Source organism: Arthrobacter sp. LAPM80, from assembly GCF_046736435.1.
Lineage (GTDB): Bacteria > Actinomycetota > Actinomycetes > Actinomycetales > Micrococcaceae > Specibacter.
Genome location: NZ_JBCHVD010000011.1, coordinates 80,493 through 99,633 on the forward strand (window position 1 = coordinate 80,493; position 19,141 = coordinate 99,633).

Below are 19,141 nucleotides of genomic sequence, written 5' to 3' on the forward strand. Positions count from 1 at the left end.
GGATTGTTTGGAGGGCAGAGACGGTGAAGACGCGGCATATTGGAAACAATTGGGTTCCGCTGCTGGGCTTGTCGTTCCTGTTTTTGGTCTCCGGCGCGATCAGCATGGTGGCCGAGCGCGGAAACGGTGCCGACGCACGATTCCTTGTGCTGGGTTCCCTCGTGGTTGGTGCGGTGAGCGCAGCGTGGCTGTGGCGGAATCCGTCGTGGTGGCTCGCCCCGCGGAACCACTATTTGTATCTTGCCGGCGGCACTGCCCTTGGCATCATTTTGACTGCCCTAATGCCTTTCCTCCACGGCGCGGGACCCTGGCTGGTCATTGGCGCCGCAATCATTGTGTACGGCCGTTTTGAACAGTTGCGCCTGCTCATGACAGTGGGCGGCGCCGTGGCATTCGCCGGATTCCTGGCCATCCTCATCCACGCCGACGTCTGGGGCGGGGCACTGCACCTGCTGACGACGGGCGTGCTGGCCTTCGGCGCGAACAGGCTTTACGTCTTGCGCCACGGCCGGCGCCGCGAATCCCAGGACAGCGACCCCGGTTTCATCGGCTCCTTTGAAGAATTTGACCCGGAAGAGGCCCTGCGGCCGTAGCCCGGCTCAAACGTTACGGCTGGAACGCGCCAATGGTGAGCAGCTTAATGTCGGCATTGCTGCAGGCAGTCAAGGGGTGCGCGATCTCCAGGCTGTCGGTTGCACTTGGCGGGTACACAAGGATTGAATCAGCCGGGACCTGCTGGCAGTCCTGGTAGTTGCCCGCCTGCGTGTAGCGCAGGGTTGCCGACGCGCTGGCTCCGGGTGCAAGGGTGATCGGGCCCATGGACGGTGCAGCCGGATCGCGGTCCGCCGGCGCCCCGATGGGCGTGGTGCTGCCGGCCTTGACCATTGACACTCCCGGGTAGCCGTCGAGGATGCAGGTGGCCGGCGAGCTGTTTTTCAGCACAAGGCTCATGTAAATGTGCCCTGCCGCCCCTCCGCCTGCATCATCCAGGGATCCCGTCAGTGATGCTGCCGGGCACAGAGGCGTTCCCGCGGACGACGGCGACGCCTCCGTCGGGCTCTGCGCCGCACTCGCGCTGGGGCTGGCCTCGGCGGAGGAAGACGGGGACGGACTGGATGTGCCCGAGGTAGTGGACGCGCTGGACGGCTGCGGGGACGCCGGCGAACCACAGGCAGCCAGTGACGCGCCCAAGCCGATCAGGGCCGCCAACGTGAGGATTCTTGCCGGTGTCGGTCGTTTGGCAGGGGTGCGGTGTGCAATAGTCATGCACCCACTTTTGCGTCCATGGGTGTCACAGTCAACTCACCACCCTTGCGCGCTTGGAGGGTCGGTGACCCTCCAAGCGCGCAAGAACCGTTACTCCTTGCGGCCGCTGCGAAGGAACGCCAGGCCGCCAAGAACCAAACCGGCCAGCCCCGCACCCAGGCCAAGCCATGCAGGCCAGGAGGTGCCGCCGTCGTTCTTCACGTCAGAATCGGTTGAATCAACGGCATCGGCCAGGTTCGTGCCATGGCCGCCATGGGCATCACCGGTGACTGCGGCCGTGATGGTGAGCTCGGGGGCGGGGGCCTTCACGGAGTCGTGGTCGGCGCCGGCGGCCGGGATTTCGCTCCAATCGGTCTGGCCCTTTTCGCACTTCTGCAGGGTGGGGAAGTGCAGCGTGGTTCCGGCGGAGTCGGGCAGCTGCAGGGAGAGTGTGAAGGCGTCGCGCTCGTGGGGGTCCAGCGGTGTCTTGGCCGTGTAGGTGATGGACGCGGTACGCTCGCTGATCTTGCTGCCATTGGCCAGCGTTCGCGGGGTGTCAAGCTTGTGCACCGACTTCGTGATGGTCCAGTTCGGGTTGACAGTGGGGGTGGCATCGTTGAGCTCATCTGGAAGGGTGATGGTCAGTGCCGTGGTGGGTGAGCCGTCGCAGCCGTGGCTCACGGCGAACGTGACAAGCGAGTAGGCGCCGGCTGCCGTTTCGGTCGGTGTGGCGTCGACGTGGGCGGATGCGGCGCCCAGGCCGAGCATCATCAGGCCGGCTGTGGTGCCGAGGGCTGCGGTGGTCTTGAGGGTGCGGGAAAAACGCATGGGGAAACCTTTCGAACGCGCAATGGCGCAGATTATGAGTTGCAGGGAAGGCACCCTGCGACTGATTCGAAGGGTGCTAGACGAAAACTGCTGCCCCTGCGGGCGGCCCGCGGCGCGTGTTGGGGCGCAGGTTGCGCCAGGGCAGGCGGGGCAGGGGGCGCGGAATGACGCCCGGGCGGGCCTGTTTCGCCGGCAGTTCAAGCACGACGGCGGCACGCCTGTACAGGGGCCGCAGCCAGTGGGCGAGGGACCAGAGGGCGTTTTCGCCATAGGCGAGCAGGGCTGCGGCGGCCAGCGTTGCCACAACGTGTCCGGCCAGCATCCAGCCAGACATTTCCACGGCATGGCCCGCGGCATCAACGCCCGGGACGGTCTGGGCCATCATGGCCGAGGCGTAGGCGTCAGTGGACATGGCGTGGTGGCCCAGATGAGTGTTTTCCGGGCCTACTGTTCCCGCCACGGTGCCGATGTGGTTGCCGTTTGAGAGAAGTTCAAAGCCCTTGTGCAGGACAAGCTGGCTGCTGGCCAGCAGAGCAACCATGGTGGGCAGGGTCAGCCGGAAATTTGTGGCAATGCTCGAGCACATGATGTGCAGGGCAAGGATGGCCGCCATGATGGGCAGTGCCGGCAGCGTGCCGCCTGCCAAGATGTGCGCCCCGGCGGCGAGGCCGAAAACGGTGGAACCAACCAAGGCGGTTCGGAGCAGTCTGAAAGGAGCGTGCGGCACACTGCTCCCTTCGATCGAACCAACCCTGTCAGCTTACCGAGGAAATGCCGTGTTTTCCCCGACGCGCCGAACTGTGGCCGCCGTATTCTCCGGCAGGTGGGGGCGGCGGCGGTGCCGTCCCCTGTACCGCCGCTGGTGCGGCTTCGGCCATAAGGGCCGGTTCGGGGCCGGGCAGCAGCACTGTGAATGTGGTTTTTCCGGGGACGCTGGCCACACTCACCGTGCCGCCGTGGGCGTGCACGATGCCCTGCACAATGCTCAGTCCCAACCCTGTGCTTCCCGTGGTTCCTGTGCGGGCCTGGTCGGCGCGTGAGAATCTGTCAAAGACGATCTTTTGGAAGGCGGGGTCGATTCCTGGGCCGTTGTCGCTGACCTCGAGCAGGCAGGACCCGTCGGCGGCCTTTGAGAGCGAGGCCAAAACGGTGGTTCCCGCAGGGGTGTGCTTGGCGGCATTGCCCAGCAGGTTGACCAAAACCTGCCGCAGGGCTGTTTCCTCGCCCAAGGCCTCGGCGGGCTCATCGGGCACCGCAAAGCTCCATTGGTGGTCGGGGGTGGCCACCTGGAGGTCGCGCACGGCTTCCATGACCAGCGGGCTCACATTCACGGGAACGATGATCCCCGGGCCCATGGCCGCGGGGTGCGCGGCGCCGCCGACCTTGTCCGTGTTCCCCTTCCCTGTCCCCCACTGTTGGGCCTCATCCAGGCGTGCAAGCGTCAGCAGGTCCTCAACGAGGCGGCTCATCCGCACCGACTGGTCCTGGACACGGCCCAAGGCAGTCTGCCCGTCGTCGCTGAGCGGTTCGGTCATGGAGAGCAGTTCGGCGTAGCCGCGGATTGCCGTCAGGGGAGTGCGCAGTTCGTGGCTGGCATCGGCCACAAAGCGGCGCAGCTTGGTCTCGCTGTGCTGCCTGACTTCAAGGGCGTGGGAGACGTTCTCGAGCATGGCGTTGAAGGCGTTGCCAACATTGCCCACTTCGGTGCCGGGGCGCGCCGCGCTGTCCGGGACACGGACGCCCAGGGCGACCTCTCCGGCGTCGAGCCTTAGCGTGGAAACCTGGGTGGCGGTGTCCGAAAGTTGCGCGAGGGGGCGCAGGCTGCGGCGGATGATGGCGCTGCCGGCCCAGCCAAGCGCCAGGAGCCCCGCCAGTGAAACGAGCACAATGGAGACCACGAGGGTGGACAGCGTCTGCTGGGTGGCGGCGAGGGGGAGGCCGGTGATGAGAATGTCACCGTTCGCGATGGCCTGCGCCTGCAGACGGTACTTGCCGATGGACAGCGTCTTGCTGCTGAGCGTTCCGTTGGTGGCGAGCCCGGCGAGGACGTCGGCGTCGGCGGTTGTCAGCTGCTGGCGCGTGCCCTGGCTGGAGAGGATCCCTGCGTAATGCACCACGCCGTTGCTCAGGACGGCGCTCAACTGGCCTGCGCTTGTGGCCCGGGCGTTGAGGGGGTCCGGCAGCGGGTCGCCGGTGGAGCGGCCGCCGTAAAACGCGATGGTGCGCACGGTTGCCTGTTGGAGGGAGGAGTCAAGCTGCTTGTTCACGGTCATGCTCAGGGCCGTGTAGCTGACCATGCCAACCAACGCGCAAATGACTGTGAGCAGGGCAAGCATGATCACCACGAGGCGGGTGCTCAGGGGCCAGCCGCCGGGGTGCAGAAGTTTCCTGGCGTGGGCGGGCTTGGCTCCTTTGTTGGCGGCGCTGGTGGTTACGGGCATGGCTTGATCACGTAGCCGGAGCCCCTGACGGTGTGGATCATGGGCGGGTTGTCAGCATCGATTTTCTTGCGCAGGTAGGAAATATAGAGCTCCACGATGTTGCTTTCCCCGCCAAAGTCGTAGTTCCAGACGCGGTCAAGGATGCGCGACTTGCTCAGTACGTGGCGGGGGTTTTCCATCAGGAACTTCAGCAGCTCAAACTCGGTGGTGGTCAATGCGATGTCGGCACCGGCACGCTGGACGGACTTGGTGTCCTTGTTCAGGGTCAGGTCACCGACGCTCAGAAGTGCGAACTGCGGGGCGGTGATGCCTGAGCGCTGGACGATCCTGTGGAGTCGCAGCAGGACTTCCTTCATGCTGAAGGGCTTGCTGACGTAGTCGTCGCCGCCTGCCTGCAGGCCTGTGACCTTGTCCAATACGCCGTCCTTTGCCGTCAGGAACAGGGCGGGCACCTCGGGGTAGATGGTACGGATTTTTTGCAGCAGTTCCACCCCGTCCATGCCCGGCATCATGACGTCCAGAACCAGGACATCCGGGACAAATTCACGGGCGATCTTCAGGGCCTCAAAGCCGTCGAGCGCCGTTGCCACTTCCCAGCCTGTGAGCTCAAGGCCGCGGCGCATGAGGTCCGCCAATTCGGGTTCGTCGTCGACCACGAGGGCGCGAATGGGTGCGCCGTCGGCCCGTGTGAGCTTCGGTAGTGCTGATGCAGGAGTTGCGGGTGCCATGACCCCATTCTCTGGCACACAACCGGTTGATTGCTGAAGGCTTCCCGAGTGTTCTCTGTGTCTTGGACTGTGCCAAGTGCGACGAGGTGAATCCGGCAGGTTTGGCCACCCGAATCTTTTGTTGAGGAACATCATGACCAAAAACTTTTCTGGGGGGACCAGCAAGTCTGTGGGGACCAGCAAGGCATCCGGGCGCCCAACACAACCATTCTGGATTACAGCCGGGATCTGGATCCTGCTGCTGATCATTCTCCTGCCCTCCGGCGGGATTGGCGGCGTCGGCGTACAGACGACTGTCGCCAGCCCGTTTCCCAGCCCCAGTCCCACGCAAGCGATAGTTGATCTGGGTGACTGACCTATCGATGGGAAATCCACCATCGACCTGGGCGACAACTATGTTTACACGCCCGACGACGAAGGTGCATTGGTGTGGATGCTGGAGAAGAATTCCAAGGCTCTTGTCGCAGAGCGGGCGCAGACCAAGGCAGATGATGCCACCAACAACTGTGTACACCCCGATAACGGTTCCGGCGAGGTTGGCGCCCTTCTGGTCATGCGCGTCTGCCTCGGAATGGTTTACTTCTGTACTCACGGGTTTCCTTTGTTCGTACGCCCAAGGGGCATGGGCAGGGATCATCGGTGTGGTGCGCCAGTTCGTGTGCGCGCACCAAAAAATGGCCCGCCGACAATGCCGGCCGGGGAATCTCCCGCGCCGTGAAGTTGGAGTTCGCGACGAAGCAGCTGCAATTCCTCACGCAGCGCTTCGACTTGTTCGGCGGTGATGGCCTGGGCCTTGGATTCCTGATCCGACACCTTCTCCACCAGCCAGCTGGCCAGTGTTGCCGTGACAACGCCAAGAAGCGCGATGCCGCTGATCATCAGGCCGACGGCGATTGTGCGTCCGAGGGTTGTTGTCGGCGTCAGGTCGCCGTATCCAACCGTGGTGATGGTGACGATCGCCCACCAAATGGCGTCCCCGAAGGACTTGATGGAAGCGTCAGGCGACGTCCGCTCGGCGTCGAACATGGCCAGGGCGCCAACCAAAACCAGTAGGCAGGACGATACGATCACGTAGATGGCAACGCGGCCGCGAAGTGCATTTCCGGCGACCCGTTGGAGGACACTGAGCAGCGTCACCAGCCGCAGGATTCGCAGGGGCCTGAGCATGGGCAGGGCAACGATCGCCAACATGTGGAGATTGCGCAGGAACCAGCTGCCCCTGTCAGGTGCGAGAACCAGGGAAACGATGTAGTCGATGAGAAACAGGCCCCAGGTCGCCGTGAGAAACCATCCGGCAATCTCGGGTATCGGCCCTGTCATGAGAACGTGATGCCGCATCAGGTCGAATGGAAGGGGCCGTACGGATTCCGGCAGGAGGTCGAGGTCGATCTCACCGCGCTCATGCGCGCGTTGAAAGATTGCGTCCGACCAGCGCTGACGGTCCCCGAGCAGCTGCGTCCTTATTTCGTCCGGCGTCGGCCCGCAGGCCGGCGAAAACGGAGGTAATGACGGTTGTAAAGACCACGCGCCCTTCGTTGACGCCACGCATCAGGGTCAGAAGGTCGCCTCGGAGGCTCCCGGTGTCGAGGATCTCGGCCGGATGAGTTGCGCCGTAGTGCGCGATGGTGGCCAGTACCATCGCATCCTTTCCCGCCCAGCGGCGATAAAGCACGGGAACACTGGTTTCACCACGCTTCGCGACCGACTGCATGGTGAGTTTCGGCAAGTCGGCGTCGACCAGTTCCTGCCATGCGGCATTCAGGATCGCGGCCATCATGGCGGCAACACAAGGACAAGATTGACCCGAAGGTCATCAAGACAGCGATCATCAAGGTCGTCGTCTTTGACACCACCATCGTGAGCGTGGCGCTACATACGCTGGCGCAGGATTGGAACACCACCGTGGCAACCATTCAGTGGGTGAGCACGGGCTACCTGCCGGCGTTAGGTGTCGCCGTCCCGCTGAGCACGTGGGCGCTGGGCCCTTTTGGCGGCAAATGGGTGTGGATGTTCGCGCTGGTCGTTTTTCTGGTCGGCTCGCCCGGTTCGCGCATGGCGTGGAATGTTTCCTGCTTATCCGTAGTTGAGGACCAGCATCAGCTGTTTGCGCAGGTCGGTCACTTGCTGACGCGTCCTTATACGTTTGGTTTTTGAGATGCGGGAGCCTCAGTTTGTCGATGTAGTGCAGGAGCTTCGGTGGTGCGTTGCAGCAGTAGGACGGAAAGTACTGACGCGATAGCTATGAGGAGCGCGAGGGTTCCAAGTCCTGCAGCGATGCTGGCTGTGGTGGCGATGGCCCCGACGATGAGCGGCCCGGCCGCGTCGCCGAGCTCGCGGCCGATTTCTGCTGTTCCCATGGTGCGGCCCATTCGTTCTGGCGGGGTGGTTGAAGCGAGGCGCGCGAAGCCAAGGGGCGTGGTGATCCCGATGCCGCACCCGATGACCAGCGCGGCCAGGTAAAGCATTACGGGCTGCGGGGCGACGGCGAGGGGGATGATCCCTGCCGCGATGAGGGCCAGGCCTAAGCTCATGCCGATCCGGGCACTGATGCGCCCTTGGTCACGCCAGCGGCCTACCAGGGGTTGGGTGAGGGTGGAGGAGAGTGCTAGGACGGCGACCATGGCCATGCTCGCGATCAGGGGAAGGTGGAGTGTGGTGCCTAGAAGTGGCAGAAATCCGACGGCGACACCGAGGGCGCCGGTGGCGCCGGCCAGGGCCACGGTGGGGATCAGGAAGGACCGCCTGGTGCTTTGATGCACCAGGTCCTTGATGGTGTACCTGGGGCGCGGAAGGACCGGGAGGGCGGGCATGGAGATCCCGACCCAGAGGGCGGCTGCAGCCGAAATGATGGCCATGGCCATGAAGAGGGTCGGGAACCCTCCGACCCAGATTAGGCCTGCCCCCAGTAGTGGGCCGAGCATGTAGCCCAGTCCCTTCCAGGACCCGTATTTGCCGAAGTAGCTGCCGGCGGCGCCCGGGCCGGCCAGCCTGGCCACGGCCGCGGAGGAGGCGGGCGAAAACGCTGAGGCGGCCGCTCCTTGGCCAAGGCGGGCCAGACCGAGGATGAGCGGGGTGGTTCCCATGGTGCCGAGGAGGGACGCCAGGGCGAACCCGAGAAGTCCGGCGATGATGACGGGTTTGGTGCCGATCCGGTCGCTGAGGGATCCAAAGACGGGTTTAAGGATGACCTCGGCCACGTCGTAAAGGGCCAGGAGCACCCCGAAGGTGAGCAGTCCGAGCCCGATGCCGCCACTTTCCGCGCCCAGGCCGGCGGCGATGCTGTGGGCCCCGAACGCGGTGGTGAATCCTGCGGCATAGAGCGGTGCCAGTGCCCGGCCGGGCGGTCCGGGTGTGACGGTGGCTACAGCCTTAGTCGGAGTTTCGGGGGTTCGGTGGCTTGGCGGGTTCATGTGGCCGGTTCCTCCGGGGCGGTGCCAGTGTCGTCGGATCCTCCATGGACGGCCTGGTATACCTGTTCGGCGTAGCCGTCCAGGAGCGTCGTGCAGGCACGCATCCGCGCTTCGGCGGCCTTGGCCTCGGGCAGTTCCAGAACGTCACGCTTCTTCAGATCCCGGTACCAGCGTCGCAACCGGTCCAGGCTTTGCTCTTCTTCTTCCAACTCGGCGAACGTGAACTTCCGCTTCTGGATCTCCTTGGCAATCTCCACCTCGAACTTGCCACAGTCCGCCATGAACTCCGCCCATTCATCCACACGTACCGCCGTAAATGCATCTCGAATCATGGCGGCCGAGGCAGCATCGCGGGGGGACGCATCAATGACGACAAGACTCCCGCCGCCGTTGCGACACAGCTCCCCGGTCCGGTCCAGATCGGCCTGGAACCTGGGTCCCGCGGGTAGTGCCCACGCGCCGGTAGAGACGGGAACGGCACCGGCCTTGCGCAATTGACGCCAGACGGCCACTCGGTGGCGGGAAGGTTCGGACGGGATTTGCGGGAGGACGAGCACCCATTCAATATTTAGTGTCACACTTAGGATTGTAACAGTTGTTACATGACGGAGGAATGATGGCTAAGTCAGATGCTGGAAGCACGCTATTGGGCAAGACCTTCAAGGTCAGTCTGATTCTCAAGGGCCTGGACGGGGTGCTCGAACTAATCGGGGGAATCCTCCTCCTGCTGGTCTCACCCGCGCAGGTGGGCTTCTTAGTCGAGGTCCTTACTCAGCATGAGCTTTCCGAAGATCCACATGACCTCATCGCCACGGTGCTGGTGCACCTGGCCGGGACCATGACCGTCTCGGCAACCCTGTTCGGGGCCATCTACCTGTTGCTGCACGGACTCGTGAAGATCGTCCTGGTCTGGGCGGTACTCGAAGACAAACTCTGGGCCTACCCGTGGATGATTGTCTTCCTCGGCGTTTTCATCCTTTACCAAAGCTACGAACTAGTGGTTGCTTTTACCTGGGGTATGGTCCTGCTGACCGCCTTTGACATCTTCATCGTCTGGCTCACTGCGCATGAATACCGGGCCCATCGTTCAAGAACGAAAAACGCGAGCCTGCAAGGGCAAGCGGCCCCTGAGGGTGTGACGCAACAGGAGAAAGGACGATAGTGACTCAGGAAGTAGTAGCCGCACGGTGGGATGAATGGTCGAACATCAAAGCGATGAAGGTCCCTTGCGTGGTTGCCCTCCCTGTGAGCCTGAGCGTCGTTATCGCCGTGGTGATGATCGGTTTCACCCTCCTCACGTTACGCCGCGCTCGGCGTCGTGGCGCACTGCCGGCAAAGGTCTCCCCTCTACGGGCCCGATGGGCCGATCCGCAAGCTCACCGCACACCGAAGGGTCATGGCGGAGACGACGAACGACCACTTGACTAGGCGGCACTCAAGGGCTTTGGCGAGTCCCGTCGGCGATCGGCCCAAAGCCTGACCCGTCAGGGTTAATGCGACACATGCAGACACTTAATGAGATTATGTGCGTATGAATGCAGATAAGAAGTCTTGCACATTGGATGTGGACAGCCAATACGTGGAGCTGGCGGTGGAGATCTTTGCCATGTTGGCCGATGCCACCCGGGTGCGGATCGTCCTGGCCCTGCGCGAGGGCGAGATGGCGGTTGGTGCGCTGGCCGAAGTGGTGGGCAAATCCCCTGCCGCCGTGTCGCAGCACCTGGCCAAGATGCGCCTGGCCCGCATCGTGTCCACCCGCCAGGACGGGACGAAGGTCATGTACCGGTTGGAGAATGAACACGCACGCCAACTGGTGGCCGACGCCATTTACCAGGCCGAGCACGCTCTGGGCGGGATGCCCGCACACCACCGCGCAGATCAGAGGACGGCATGAACCTCACTGGACAGGCGGGTCACCGCCACCACGATGACAGCGGTCACGACCACCCATAAAGCCACGGGCATGACGATGGACACGACCATGACCACGACCATGACCATGATGGACATTCCCACAAGCACCACGCCGGTATCTAGGGGTGGCTGTTCGAGTTGTTCGTTCCCCACACCCACGACGCCGTCGACTCCATTGATGACGCCCTGGAATCGAGCGTCCAGGGTGTCCGGGCCCTGAAGATCAGCCTGTTCATCATGCTGGGCACCACGGTCCTGCAGTTCCTGGTGGTCCTCATTAGCGGCTCGGTGGCCCTGCTGGCTGACACAATCCACAACTTCTCCGATGCCCTGACCGCGGTCCCGTTGTGGATTGCGTTCATCTTGGGCCGCCGCGCTGCCACCCGTCGCTACACCTTTGGGTACGGGCGGGCCGAGGACCTCGCGGGCCTGTTCATTGTCGCCGTCGTAGCCCTCTCGGCCGTTGTTGCGGCCTGGCAGTCAGTGGATCGCCTGTTCCAGCCGCAACCCTTGCACAATCTGTGGTGGGTATTGGCAGCCGGCGTAATCGGCTTCGCAGGCAACGAAGCCGTGGCCGTCTACCGGATCAGGGTGGGTCGGCAAATCGGTTCCGCCGCACTGGTTGCCGACGGCGTCCACGCCCGGATCGACGGATTCACCTCCCTAGCCGTGGTGCTGGGAGCCGGCGGGGTCATGCTGGGCTTCCCACTGGCAGACCCGATCGTGGGCCTGCTCATTTCCGCAGCCATCATCGCCCTGCTGTGGGGAACGGTCAAGAGCATCGGCCGTCGCTTGATGGACGGGATCGAACCCGAGCTGGTGGACCGGGCGGAGGTAGCCCTGGCCGGGACCCCTGGCGTCCTGGCTGTCAACAACCTTCAGTTGCGGTGGGTGGGGCACCGACTCCAAGGAGCCGCCACGGTGGTGGTGGCCGACACCATGTTGTCCAAGGTAGCGGAAACCATCCATGCCGCCGAACACCGGTTAGTTCATGCCCTGCCAAAGCTTGATGCCTTTGGCGTCAAACCGATGGCCACACCGGAGGGGACCTATCTTGCCAATATCCACCAGCCACATGGGCATTAGATCGCACCAAGAGGAAAATACGTCAGCTCACGGGTCAGAGGCGTGCGCCCAGATCCCCGGTTACGGCACGTTCACCGTAACCGGGGGGGCCCTGGTCATGGTCGGGGCGTTCGGTGGAGCCCTGCACTGTTACGTGGGAGGTGGCGGCTGTCGCAAACAGGGACTGTACTTCTCGCGAACGGAACCAAAGAAGCTCCTTCGCTGCGTACTCATCGGTCCGGATATTACCGGACGCAGCGGCCGGGAAACGCTCACCCTGCCTCGACGACCAAGGTATGGGTCTCAGTGATCTCTAAACCGCGGGAGATTTTCTCTACATCAAGCACCCGCCTTGACTCTCATACCCCTAGGGGGTATCTTTGGGAGTGTTGTCAGTGAACTAGCTTGTCGCCACCGTCGAGTCATCCGGCCGCCACTGCCGTTCAACCCCAACGCACACAACCACCCTCTATTTAAAGGAAAGTGACCACCATGTGCGTCCCTGAAGCCCCCACCGATCTGATCCTGACACCAAAAACACAGAGCTCCTGCGGCTGCTGCTCCACTGCCGCAAAGACCGTTCAATCAGCCGATGCCTTCTACACGACCTACGCCGTGGAGGGGCTGACCTGCGGGCATTGCGTCCAAACAGTGGAGACAGCGGTTCGGGCCGTTGCCGGTGTCGACTCTGCCAGCATCACCCTGGTAGCCGGCGGCGCCTCCGCCATGGCCGTCTCCGGCCAAGCCACCGAAGAGGATATCCGAGCCGCCGTCGCAGCAGCGGGTTACACGGTCACCGAAAGCTGAGTATTTCCCGCAAACAAATTAGGGAGAGTCATGGATAGTCACGAAACAGGCCGTCTCCACGGGGCGGCGCCAACCGGCACCGTGCCACGCTCGATGTCCGGCATGGATCACGCGGCCATGGATCACGACGACCACGCCGTCCACACTGCCGGCCAGCATGCCGGACACAGCACCGCCATGTTCAAGAACCGCTTCTGGCTGACCCTGGCGCTCTCGATCCCAGTGGTGTTCTTCAGCCCCATGTTCGGGCATCTGCTCGGCTACTCCCCGCCACAGTTTCCCGGAGCAGCGTGGATTCCGCCACTGCTGGGCACCTTCATTTTCTTCTACGGCGGGCAACCGTTCCTCAAGGGCGGCTGGCAGGAAATCAAGTCCCGGCAACCGGGCATGATGCTACTGATTTCCATGGCCATCACGGTCGCGTTCGTTGCCTCCTGGGTGACGAGCCTGGGACTGGGCGGTTTCGATCTGGATTTTTGGTGGGAATTGGCCCTGCTGGTGGCCATCATGCTGCTGGGGCACTGGATTGAAATGCGGGCTCTGGGCTCGGCCCGCGGCGCCCTGGATGCCCTGGCCGCCCTGCTGCCGGATGAGGCCGAACGGGTCATCGACGGTGGCACGGAGACCATCAGCGTTGCCGAGCTGCAGGCCGGCGATATTGTCCTGGTCCGCTCCGGTGCCCGCATGCCGGCCGACGGCGTCATCACCGACGGGTCTGCCGAGGTGGACGAGTCGATGATCACCGGGGAATCCAGGACCGTCCCGCGCACCGTGGATGATCCTGTGGTGGCTGGCACCGTCGCGACCGACAACTCCCTGCGAATGCAGGTCACCGCCGTCGGTGATGACACCGCCCTGGCCGGGATACAGCGCCTCGTCGCCGAGGCGCAGGCCTCGACCTCCCGCGCCCAGGCGCTGGCCGACCGAGCTGCGGCGTTCCTGTTTTACTTTGCCGCGGGCTCCGGTGTCATCACCTTCATCGTCTGGTCGCTGCTGGGTAGTGTCCCGGATGCCGTGACCCGCACCGTGACGGTGCTGGTGATTGCCTGCCCGCATGCCCTGGGCCTTGCCATCCCCTTGGTCATCGCCATTTCCACGGAGCGGGCCGCCCGTGCCGGGGTGTTGATCAAGAATCGAATGGCCTTGGAGCGGATGCGCACCATCGACGTCGTGCTCTTCGACAAGACCGGCACCCTAACCAAGGGCGAACCAGCCGTCACCAACGTTGTTGCCGCCGACGGCGTGACAACCGATGAGCTATTGTCCCTTGCCGGAGCCGTTGAATCCGACAGCGAACACCCCGTGGCCCGCGCAATCGTCGCAGCCGCCCGGCAGAGGGGCGCACCTACACCCACCGCCAGCAACTTCCAGTCGATGACCGGCCGGGGCGTCCAAGCCATCGTAGGCAACGCAACTGTCGCCGTCGGCGGCCCCGCCCTCCTGGCAGCGCTCGCACTAACGGAGCCGGACACCATTCGCGCGGCCACCTCGGCGTGGATGGGCCGGGGAGCGGCCGTGCTGCATGTCATGCGTGACGGGGCAGTGATTGGTGCACTGGCGTTGGAGGATGAAATTCGCGAGGAATCCCGGCAGGCCGTCGGCGCCCTGCAGAACCGTGGGATCAAGGTGGCCATGATCACCGGCGACGCCCGCCAGGTTGCCGCCGCGGTGGCCGCCGAACTGCACATCGATGAGGTTTTCGCCGAAGTTCTCCCGCGGGACAAGGACCAGAAAGTAGCCGAACTCCAGGCTCGCGGGCTAAAGGTGGCCATGGTGGGTGACGGCGTCAACGACGCCCCCGCCCTAGCACGTGCCGAGGTGGGCATTGCCATCGGCGCCGGCACCGACGTCGCCATGGAATCGGCCGGCGTGGTCCTGGCAGGCAACGACCCCCGTGCCGTGCTGTCCATGGTGGATCTCTCCCATGCCAGCTACCGCAAGATGTGGCAAAACCTCATCTGGGCCACCGGATACAACATTATTTCCGTGCCGCTGGCCGCCGGCGTGTTGGCGTTTGCCGGGATCGTACTCTCACCGGCAGCCGGTGCTGTATTGATGTCCCTGTCCACCATCGTGGTGGCCCTGAACGCCCAACTACTACGCCGGCTCAAACTCAACCCGGCTAACGCCAGTTGATCATGCACCAAGTGTTTAGCCAGTCCGCCCCCGTACAATAATCAACGAACCGATATCAGCCCCGAGACCCAGAGAGGATCCCATGCGCTCGTGCCACGACGTCTCGACGACGGGATCCCTGCTGCGCTGGGGCGGGTTGCTCTCGGTTGTTCTGGCCATTGTCACCGGCCTCTTGGGCATGCATATGATCGGAGGCGCACAGGCGGCGCCGGTGATAGCTGTCAGTATGAGCGTCCCCGCCTTGCCACCAGCTCTCACGGCCCAGTCAGCCGCTGAGTCCGCTCACGCCATGCCGTCCGGGTGTGAGGCCACCATGGCCATGCATGGGGCGTGCGTTCCCTCTATCGGGCCTGCTGTGCTAAGTGTTCCCCCACCCGTGATCAGCACTCAACTGGCCGCACCTGCGGTCTTTGCGCCCGCCCCGGGGCACAAGTCCGGCGACCGGGCCCCCGACCCTCCCTCACTGAACCAGCTCTCGATCAGCAGAACGTAAACCGATGACCAGACTTGCCAATTTTTTTGGCAGGTCCTCATCGTTGTGTCCTTCCATAAGGGCGCCGCTGCACACTCTTGAGACTTGTATTACTGAAGGATTGTTCCCTTGAAGAAATTTCTGACAATTTCCGCCACCGTTGCTGCAGCCTTGATCGCCCTGGCCGGATGCTCAACCGGTGCCAGCGATGGTTCAATGCAGGGCATGAACCACGGCAGTGCGACCACCTCCACCATGCAGGCGGCCGTCGCAGTCGGGGAGCGCAACGCCGCCGACACGATGTCCGCCCAAATGATGCCCCCCACCACGTCCAAGCGGTGGAGATGAGCAACATTATGCTCGCCAAGACCGGTCTGAATCCGAAGGTTACGGCTCTGGCTACACAGATCAAGGCAGCTCAGGGAAATGATGCGAGCAAGCTGTTCCTGACCCAGATGATCGCTCACCAGCAAGGCGCCGTCGCGATGGCCAAGTCCGAGGTCACCGGCGGCAAAAACGCTGATGCTGTGGCGCTGGCCAAGAGCATCACCGCCTCACAGGAAACCGAAATCAATGACCTGCTCGCCGCCCTGTAACCCACGGTAAGCCAGCACGTCCGGCGGTGGCCCGCCATGGTTTGTGGCCGACCACCACCGCCCTTCCTTTCTCATCTTTTGGAGGTCCCTGTGAAACCCTGCACCACCTTTTTACGCTTCCACCGTTCCCTTGCCGCCATACTTCTTCTTGTGCCACTGGCCTTGACGGCGTGCTCCCCTCCAACCCCGCCGTCCAGTCCCACACCGGCAGCAGCCGTGAGCCATATTCATGGCATCAGCGTGGACCCGGTCTCCACCAGGATCCTGCTCGCCACCCATGACGGCCTTTTTGACGCGACCACCAAGACCCCGGTGAAGCTCAGTGAGGCCACCATCGACCTGATGGGATTCACGGCAACGGGTGAGCCGAACGTCTTCTACGCCTCCGGCCACCCGGGCCCCGGGTCTTCCCTGCCCAACCCAGTCGGTCTCATCCGCTCCACGGATGCCGGCAAGACCTGGCAACCAGTCTCCCGCGGTGGACAATCCGACTTCCACGCCCTGACCGTCAGCAGCGGCGCCCTGGTCGCATTCGATGGACAACTGCGTACCAGCACCGACGGGACATCCTGGACGAACTCTGATGCGAACTTTGTGCCGGCCGTCCTGGCCGGCAGCCCCACCTCCACGGTCGTTTTAGCCACCACCCAGGAGGGGCCGCAGCGTTCCACGGATCACGGGAAGACCTGGCAGCCCGTCCCCGGCGGACCGGTTATCCAGTTCGTCACCTTTGCCACGCCGGTGGAGAAAGCTCCCACGGAGGCCGTCGGTGTTGCCCCCGACGGGAGCGTCTACGTCTCCACCGATGCAGGATTGACCTGGAAAGCGACCGGAAGGATTGCCGGCCAGGTCGAGGCGGTGACCGCAAGGGAAGGCAGTCCGGGCAAGCCTTGGATTTGGGCGGCCACCACCGAGGGTGTCCAGGTCTCCACCGACGGCGGGGCAACGTTCTCCCTGGCAGCGTCCTGATGGGGACCGGGGGTGCAGTGAATCTACCAGCTGCAAAACCTCTCCGGCACTTTCCTGACCGTCGTCCAACCACACCTTCTTCAAAGGAATATCCAATGAGCTACACACTGAACAGGCGCTCCTTCATGGGGCTCTCCGTCGCGGCCACCGCAGCGGCAGCCCTGGCCGCCTGCACACCCACCCCGGGTCCGACCGCGACCGGGCAGACAAACCGCATCCTGCCCAGCAATCCGCTCATCGCCGAGTATGAAACCCGGAGGGCATCCACTGGAAAGACCGTTACGAAGACCCTCACCCCCGAGCCCTTCTCCACCACGTTGGCGGGAAAGAAGATCACCACCTGGGGGTATGGCGGCGCCCTTCTCGCCCCCACCCTGCGCGGCACGGCCGGAGACCAGCTCACCGTCACACTGAACAACAAGCTCACCGAGCCCACCAGCATCCACTGGCACGGGCTGGCCCTGCGCAATAACGCCGATGGCGTCCCGGGTCTCACCCAAGACGCCATCGCCGCCGGCAAGGACTACCCCTACAGTTTCAAGCTCCCGCACCCGGGCACGTACTGGTACCACTCGCACGTGGAGATGCAGCGGGAACGTGCCCTCTACGGTGCCCTGATCATTGAGGACCCCCAGGAAATCCTGAAATACGACAAGGACTGGGTGATTGTCCTGGAGGACTGGCTCGATGGTGTCACCGGAACCCCGGATGAGGTCCTGAAGGAAGTCTCCCAGGGCATGGGCTCCATGGGCGGCATGAGCCACGGCGGCGGGGGCGGTGGGATGGTGATGGGGCACATGCTCATGGGTGCCACCAGTGACTTCTTGGGCGGGGACGCAGGCGACATCGCCTACCCGCTCCACCTCTTCAACGGCCGCGACCCCGGGAACCCTGAGACCTTCACAGCGAATCCAGGTGAACGTGTCCGGCTGCGGATCATCAATGCCGCCGGGGACACCGCCTACCGGGTCGGGGTCCCCGGCCAGAAACTAACCCTGACCCACACCGACGGCTTCCCCGTCCAACACACCGACGTCGACGCCGTCGTCCTGGGCATGGGCGAGCGCATCGACGCGATCCTGACCGTCCGCGACGGCTACACCCCCGTGCTCGCACTGGCCGAGGGCAAAGCCCAGATGACCTACGGCCTGGTCACCACACGGACCGGGAAAGCACCGGCATTGTCCAGCCTGCCAAAAAAGTTGGAGGGCAAGGTTGTTGACGGCGGCCAGCTCACCGCAGATCCGGCCGTGAACTTGCCCGCCAAGGCAGTGGACCGCACCCATGAGGTGCGCCTGACAGGTGGCATGTCCAACTACGACTGGGGCATCAACGGCCAACGCTTCAACATGGCCAAACCCTTCCAGAATCCTTTCGACATCAAGGCTGGGGAACGGGTGGAAGTAAAGTTCATCAACGACACCGATATGTGGCACCCCATGCACATCCACGGCCACACTTTTCAAATCGGAACGGTGGGTGCTCGCAAGGATACTGTCATCGTGCGGCCCAAGCAGATCGTCACAATCTACTTCGATGCGGACAATCCGGGCCAGTGGCTCTTCCACTGCCACAACGCTTACCATGCCGAACGCGGCATGATGGGAGTCTTCTCCTACCTCAAATAGTGAGAGGCCACCACATATCCAGCAGCACAGCGCGCATGGATCCCGCTGCATGAAAACGACCCATCAGCGTGTTTTGAGGTCAAAGGGCCCTACACAGACGATCACGAGCAGGTGACACTTCACCCATAGGCAAATGAGTGAGAAGGGAGAATATCGCATGATGTATGAATGGGACTATGGCATGGGTGCCTGGGCATGGGTGTGAATGGACCACGACCACATGGCCCCTACGGTACGCCCTATGACGAGGCCGAACGAATCATTAACGAACGATTTGCCCACGGGGAAATCGACGAAACGGAGTTGGCCGCGCGCCCGGCGGCTCTCAGACGTAAAGAATGACGTCACGGCCCTGAAACCAGCGACTGGTCCGTAAAAAGGCCACGCCAGGCGGCTGCGTCGAAGCCCTCGCACGGCTGGATGAGAAGCAGGAATTCGGTGCCGGGATTCTCCGCTAGCTGCGATGCCCCACGACGGCGCCAGCACGCCCGTCTGGGCCCCCACGGAAGCCCCGACACCTACGCAGGCCTCCGTTGAGCCGGCGGAACAAACATTCACGACGCCGGGCGGTTCCCTGAGCTTTACACACCCGGTCGCCTGGACCGTGACCCCTGTTGCAGATCAGCCCAATACGTACGTCATTACCGACGCCACCGGTGGCGAGCGCGCGACCTTGCGTGACAAGGTCGAAAGTCTGCCGTTCATGAGTGCGTCGATCGGCACGGACACCACCGAAAAAGCCGCCGTCATGGCGTCATTGACGCTCCATCCGGATAAAGTCCAGGCCGTGGGCTGTCTCGGAGCCAAGTACAAGTATCTGAAGCTAAACGGCATCCGCCCGCAAAACATATCCGCTCGGACATGACAAAGGCCCCTGCTTTCCTTCAAACAAAGGGAAGCAG

General features: G+C 63.4%; 23 protein-coding genes and 1 pseudogene. 13 read left to right on the forward strand and 11 right to left on the reverse strand.

Annotated elements, in window-relative coordinates; genetic code table 11:
- The first annotated feature begins 23 nt into the window (after positions 1–23).
- Complete coding sequence (locus tag AAGW05_RS12580) at positions 24–593, forward strand: hypothetical protein (protein WP_411804875.1); 570 nt, start codon at positions 24–26, stop codon at positions 591–593.
- A gap of 13 nt (positions 594–606) precedes the next feature.
- Here the strand turns inward: AAGW05_RS12580 and AAGW05_RS12585 are convergent, their stop codons facing one another.
- The 8 genes and pseudogenes from AAGW05_RS12585 to AAGW05_RS12620 form a co-directional block, all read right to left on the reverse strand.
- Positions 607–1,266 (reverse strand): DUF4232 domain-containing protein, encoded by a 660-nt coding sequence (locus tag AAGW05_RS12585; protein WP_411804876.1) that lies wholly within the window; start codon positions 1,264–1,266, stop codon positions 607–609.
- A 90-nt stretch (positions 1,267–1,356) separates the two neighbouring features.
- Positions 1,357–2,073 carry a YcnI family protein gene (locus tag AAGW05_RS12590; RefSeq protein WP_411804877.1) on the reverse strand — a complete coding sequence of 239 codons (717 nt, stop codon included), beginning with the start codon at positions 2,071–2,073 and terminating at the stop codon, positions 1,357–1,359.
- Between the two features lie 76 nt (positions 2,074–2,149).
- Positions 2,150–2,800, reverse strand: a complete 651-nt coding sequence (locus AAGW05_RS12595; RefSeq protein WP_411804878.1) for a hypothetical protein — start codon at positions 2,798–2,800, stop codon at positions 2,150–2,152.
- 28 nt (positions 2,801–2,828) lie between these two features.
- Positions 2,829–4,514, reverse strand: a complete 1,686-nt coding sequence (locus AAGW05_RS12600; RefSeq protein ID WP_411804879.1) for a sensor histidine kinase — start codon at positions 4,512–4,514, stop codon at positions 2,829–2,831.
- The gene (locus AAGW05_RS12605; protein WP_411804880.1) at positions 4,505–5,242 is read right to left on the reverse strand and encodes a response regulator transcription factor; all 738 of its coding nucleotides are present in this window, start codon (positions 5,240–5,242) and stop codon (positions 4,505–4,507) included. The genes AAGW05_RS12600 and AAGW05_RS12605 overlap by 10 nt, the downstream gene beginning before the upstream one ends.
- Positions 5,243–5,875: 633 nt before the next feature.
- A complete protein-coding gene (locus tag AAGW05_RS12610) occupies positions 5,876–6,562 on the reverse strand; it encodes a potassium channel family protein (protein WP_411804914.1) in 687 nt (228 codons plus the stop codon).
- Positions 6,563–6,607: 45 nt separating this feature from the next.
- A pseudogene (locus AAGW05_RS12615) lies at positions 6,608–6,661 on the reverse strand (hypothetical protein); the annotation flags it as partial.
- Positions 6,642–7,019 (reverse strand): TetR/AcrR family transcriptional regulator, encoded by a 378-nt coding sequence (locus AAGW05_RS12620; protein WP_411804881.1) that lies wholly within the window; start codon positions 7,017–7,019, stop codon positions 6,642–6,644. The gene AAGW05_RS12620 and the pseudogene AAGW05_RS12615, both read right to left, overlap by 20 nt.
- On the opposite strand from AAGW05_RS12620, the gene AAGW05_RS12625 reads away from it, so the two are divergent.
- A complete protein-coding gene (locus AAGW05_RS12625; protein ID WP_411804882.1) occupies positions 6,992–7,396 on the forward strand; it encodes a hypothetical protein in 405 nt (134 codons plus the stop codon). The two genes, AAGW05_RS12620 and AAGW05_RS12625, sit on opposite strands and share 28 nt — an antisense overlap.
- Here AAGW05_RS12625 and AAGW05_RS12630 read toward each other — a convergent pair.
- Both AAGW05_RS12630 and AAGW05_RS12635 read right to left on the reverse strand, forming a co-directional pair.
- Positions 7,378–8,652, reverse strand: coding sequence for an MFS transporter (locus tag AAGW05_RS12630; RefSeq protein ID WP_411804883.1), 1,275 nt, complete (start codon positions 8,650–8,652; stop codon positions 7,378–7,380). The genes AAGW05_RS12625 and AAGW05_RS12630 overlap by 19 nt on opposite strands.
- On the reverse strand, positions 8,649–9,230 hold the full coding sequence (locus AAGW05_RS12635) for a Chromate resistance protein ChrB (RefSeq protein ID WP_411804884.1): 582 nt from the start codon (positions 9,228–9,230) through the stop codon (positions 8,649–8,651). The genes AAGW05_RS12630 and AAGW05_RS12635 overlap by 4 nt, the downstream gene beginning before the upstream one ends.
- Positions 9,231–9,268: 38 nt before the next feature.
- Between AAGW05_RS12635 and AAGW05_RS12640 the strand changes: the two genes are divergently transcribed.
- Together AAGW05_RS12640 and AAGW05_RS12645 are read left to right on the forward strand one after the other, a co-directional pair.
- Positions 9,269–9,814: a DUF2127 domain-containing protein gene (locus tag AAGW05_RS12640; protein WP_411804885.1), complete on the forward strand. Its 546-nt coding sequence runs from the start codon at positions 9,269–9,271 to the stop codon at positions 9,812–9,814.
- Positions 9,815–10,183: 369 nt separating this feature from the next.
- Positions 10,184–10,546, forward strand: coding sequence for an ArsR/SmtB family transcription factor (locus AAGW05_RS12645; RefSeq protein WP_411804886.1), 363 nt, complete (start codon positions 10,184–10,186; stop codon positions 10,544–10,546).
- On the opposite strand, the gene AAGW05_RS12650 is transcribed toward AAGW05_RS12645, so the two are convergent.
- On the reverse strand, positions 10,531–10,725 hold the full coding sequence (locus tag AAGW05_RS12650; protein ID WP_411804887.1) for a hypothetical protein: 195 nt from the start codon (positions 10,723–10,725) through the stop codon (positions 10,531–10,533). The genes AAGW05_RS12645 and AAGW05_RS12650 overlap by 16 nt on opposite strands.
- Between AAGW05_RS12650 and AAGW05_RS12655 the strand changes: the two genes are divergently transcribed.
- From AAGW05_RS12655 to AAGW05_RS12695, 9 genes are all read left to right on the forward strand, one after another.
- Positions 10,696–11,652: a cation diffusion facilitator family transporter gene (locus AAGW05_RS12655; RefSeq protein ID WP_411804915.1), complete on the forward strand. Its 957-nt coding sequence runs from the start codon at positions 10,696–10,698 to the stop codon at positions 11,650–11,652. The two genes, AAGW05_RS12650 and AAGW05_RS12655, sit on opposite strands and share 30 nt — an antisense overlap.
- A gap of 471 nt (positions 11,653–12,123) precedes the next feature.
- Positions 12,124–12,438 carry a heavy-metal-associated domain-containing protein gene (locus AAGW05_RS12660; RefSeq protein ID WP_411804889.1) on the forward strand — a complete coding sequence of 105 codons (315 nt, stop codon included), beginning with the start codon at positions 12,124–12,126 and terminating at the stop codon, positions 12,436–12,438.
- A gap of 30 nt (positions 12,439–12,468) precedes the next feature.
- Entirely contained in the window at positions 12,469–14,574 is a 2,106-nt protein-coding gene (locus AAGW05_RS12665) for a copper-translocating P-type ATPase (RefSeq protein WP_411804890.1), read from the forward strand.
- 82 nt (positions 14,575–14,656) lie between these two features.
- Complete coding sequence (locus AAGW05_RS12670) at positions 14,657–15,067, forward strand: DUF6153 family protein (RefSeq protein ID WP_411804891.1); 411 nt, start codon at positions 14,657–14,659, stop codon at positions 15,065–15,067.
- Between the two features lie 108 nt (positions 15,068–15,175).
- Positions 15,176–15,394: a hypothetical protein gene (locus AAGW05_RS12675; protein ID WP_411804892.1), complete on the forward strand. Its 219-nt coding sequence runs from the start codon at positions 15,176–15,178 to the stop codon at positions 15,392–15,394.
- Positions 15,391–15,642 (forward strand): DUF305 domain-containing protein, encoded by a 252-nt coding sequence (locus AAGW05_RS12680; protein ID WP_411804893.1) that lies wholly within the window; start codon positions 15,391–15,393, stop codon positions 15,640–15,642. The genes AAGW05_RS12675 and AAGW05_RS12680 overlap by 4 nt, the downstream gene beginning before the upstream one ends.
- 216 nt (positions 15,643–15,858) lie before the next feature.
- Positions 15,859–16,611, forward strand: a complete 753-nt coding sequence (locus AAGW05_RS12685) for a F510_1955 family glycosylhydrolase (RefSeq protein WP_411804894.1) — start codon at positions 15,859–15,861, stop codon at positions 16,609–16,611.
- Between the two features lie 95 nt (positions 16,612–16,706).
- The gene (locus tag AAGW05_RS12690) at positions 16,707–18,239 is read left to right on the forward strand and encodes a multicopper oxidase family protein (RefSeq protein ID WP_411804895.1); all 1,533 of its coding nucleotides are present in this window, start codon (positions 16,707–16,709) and stop codon (positions 18,237–18,239) included.
- Between the two features lie 463 nt (positions 18,240–18,702).
- A complete protein-coding gene (locus AAGW05_RS12695) occupies positions 18,703–19,104 on the forward strand; it encodes a hypothetical protein (protein WP_411804897.1) in 402 nt (133 codons plus the stop codon).
- The last annotated feature ends 37 nt before the right edge of the window (positions 19,105–19,141 follow it).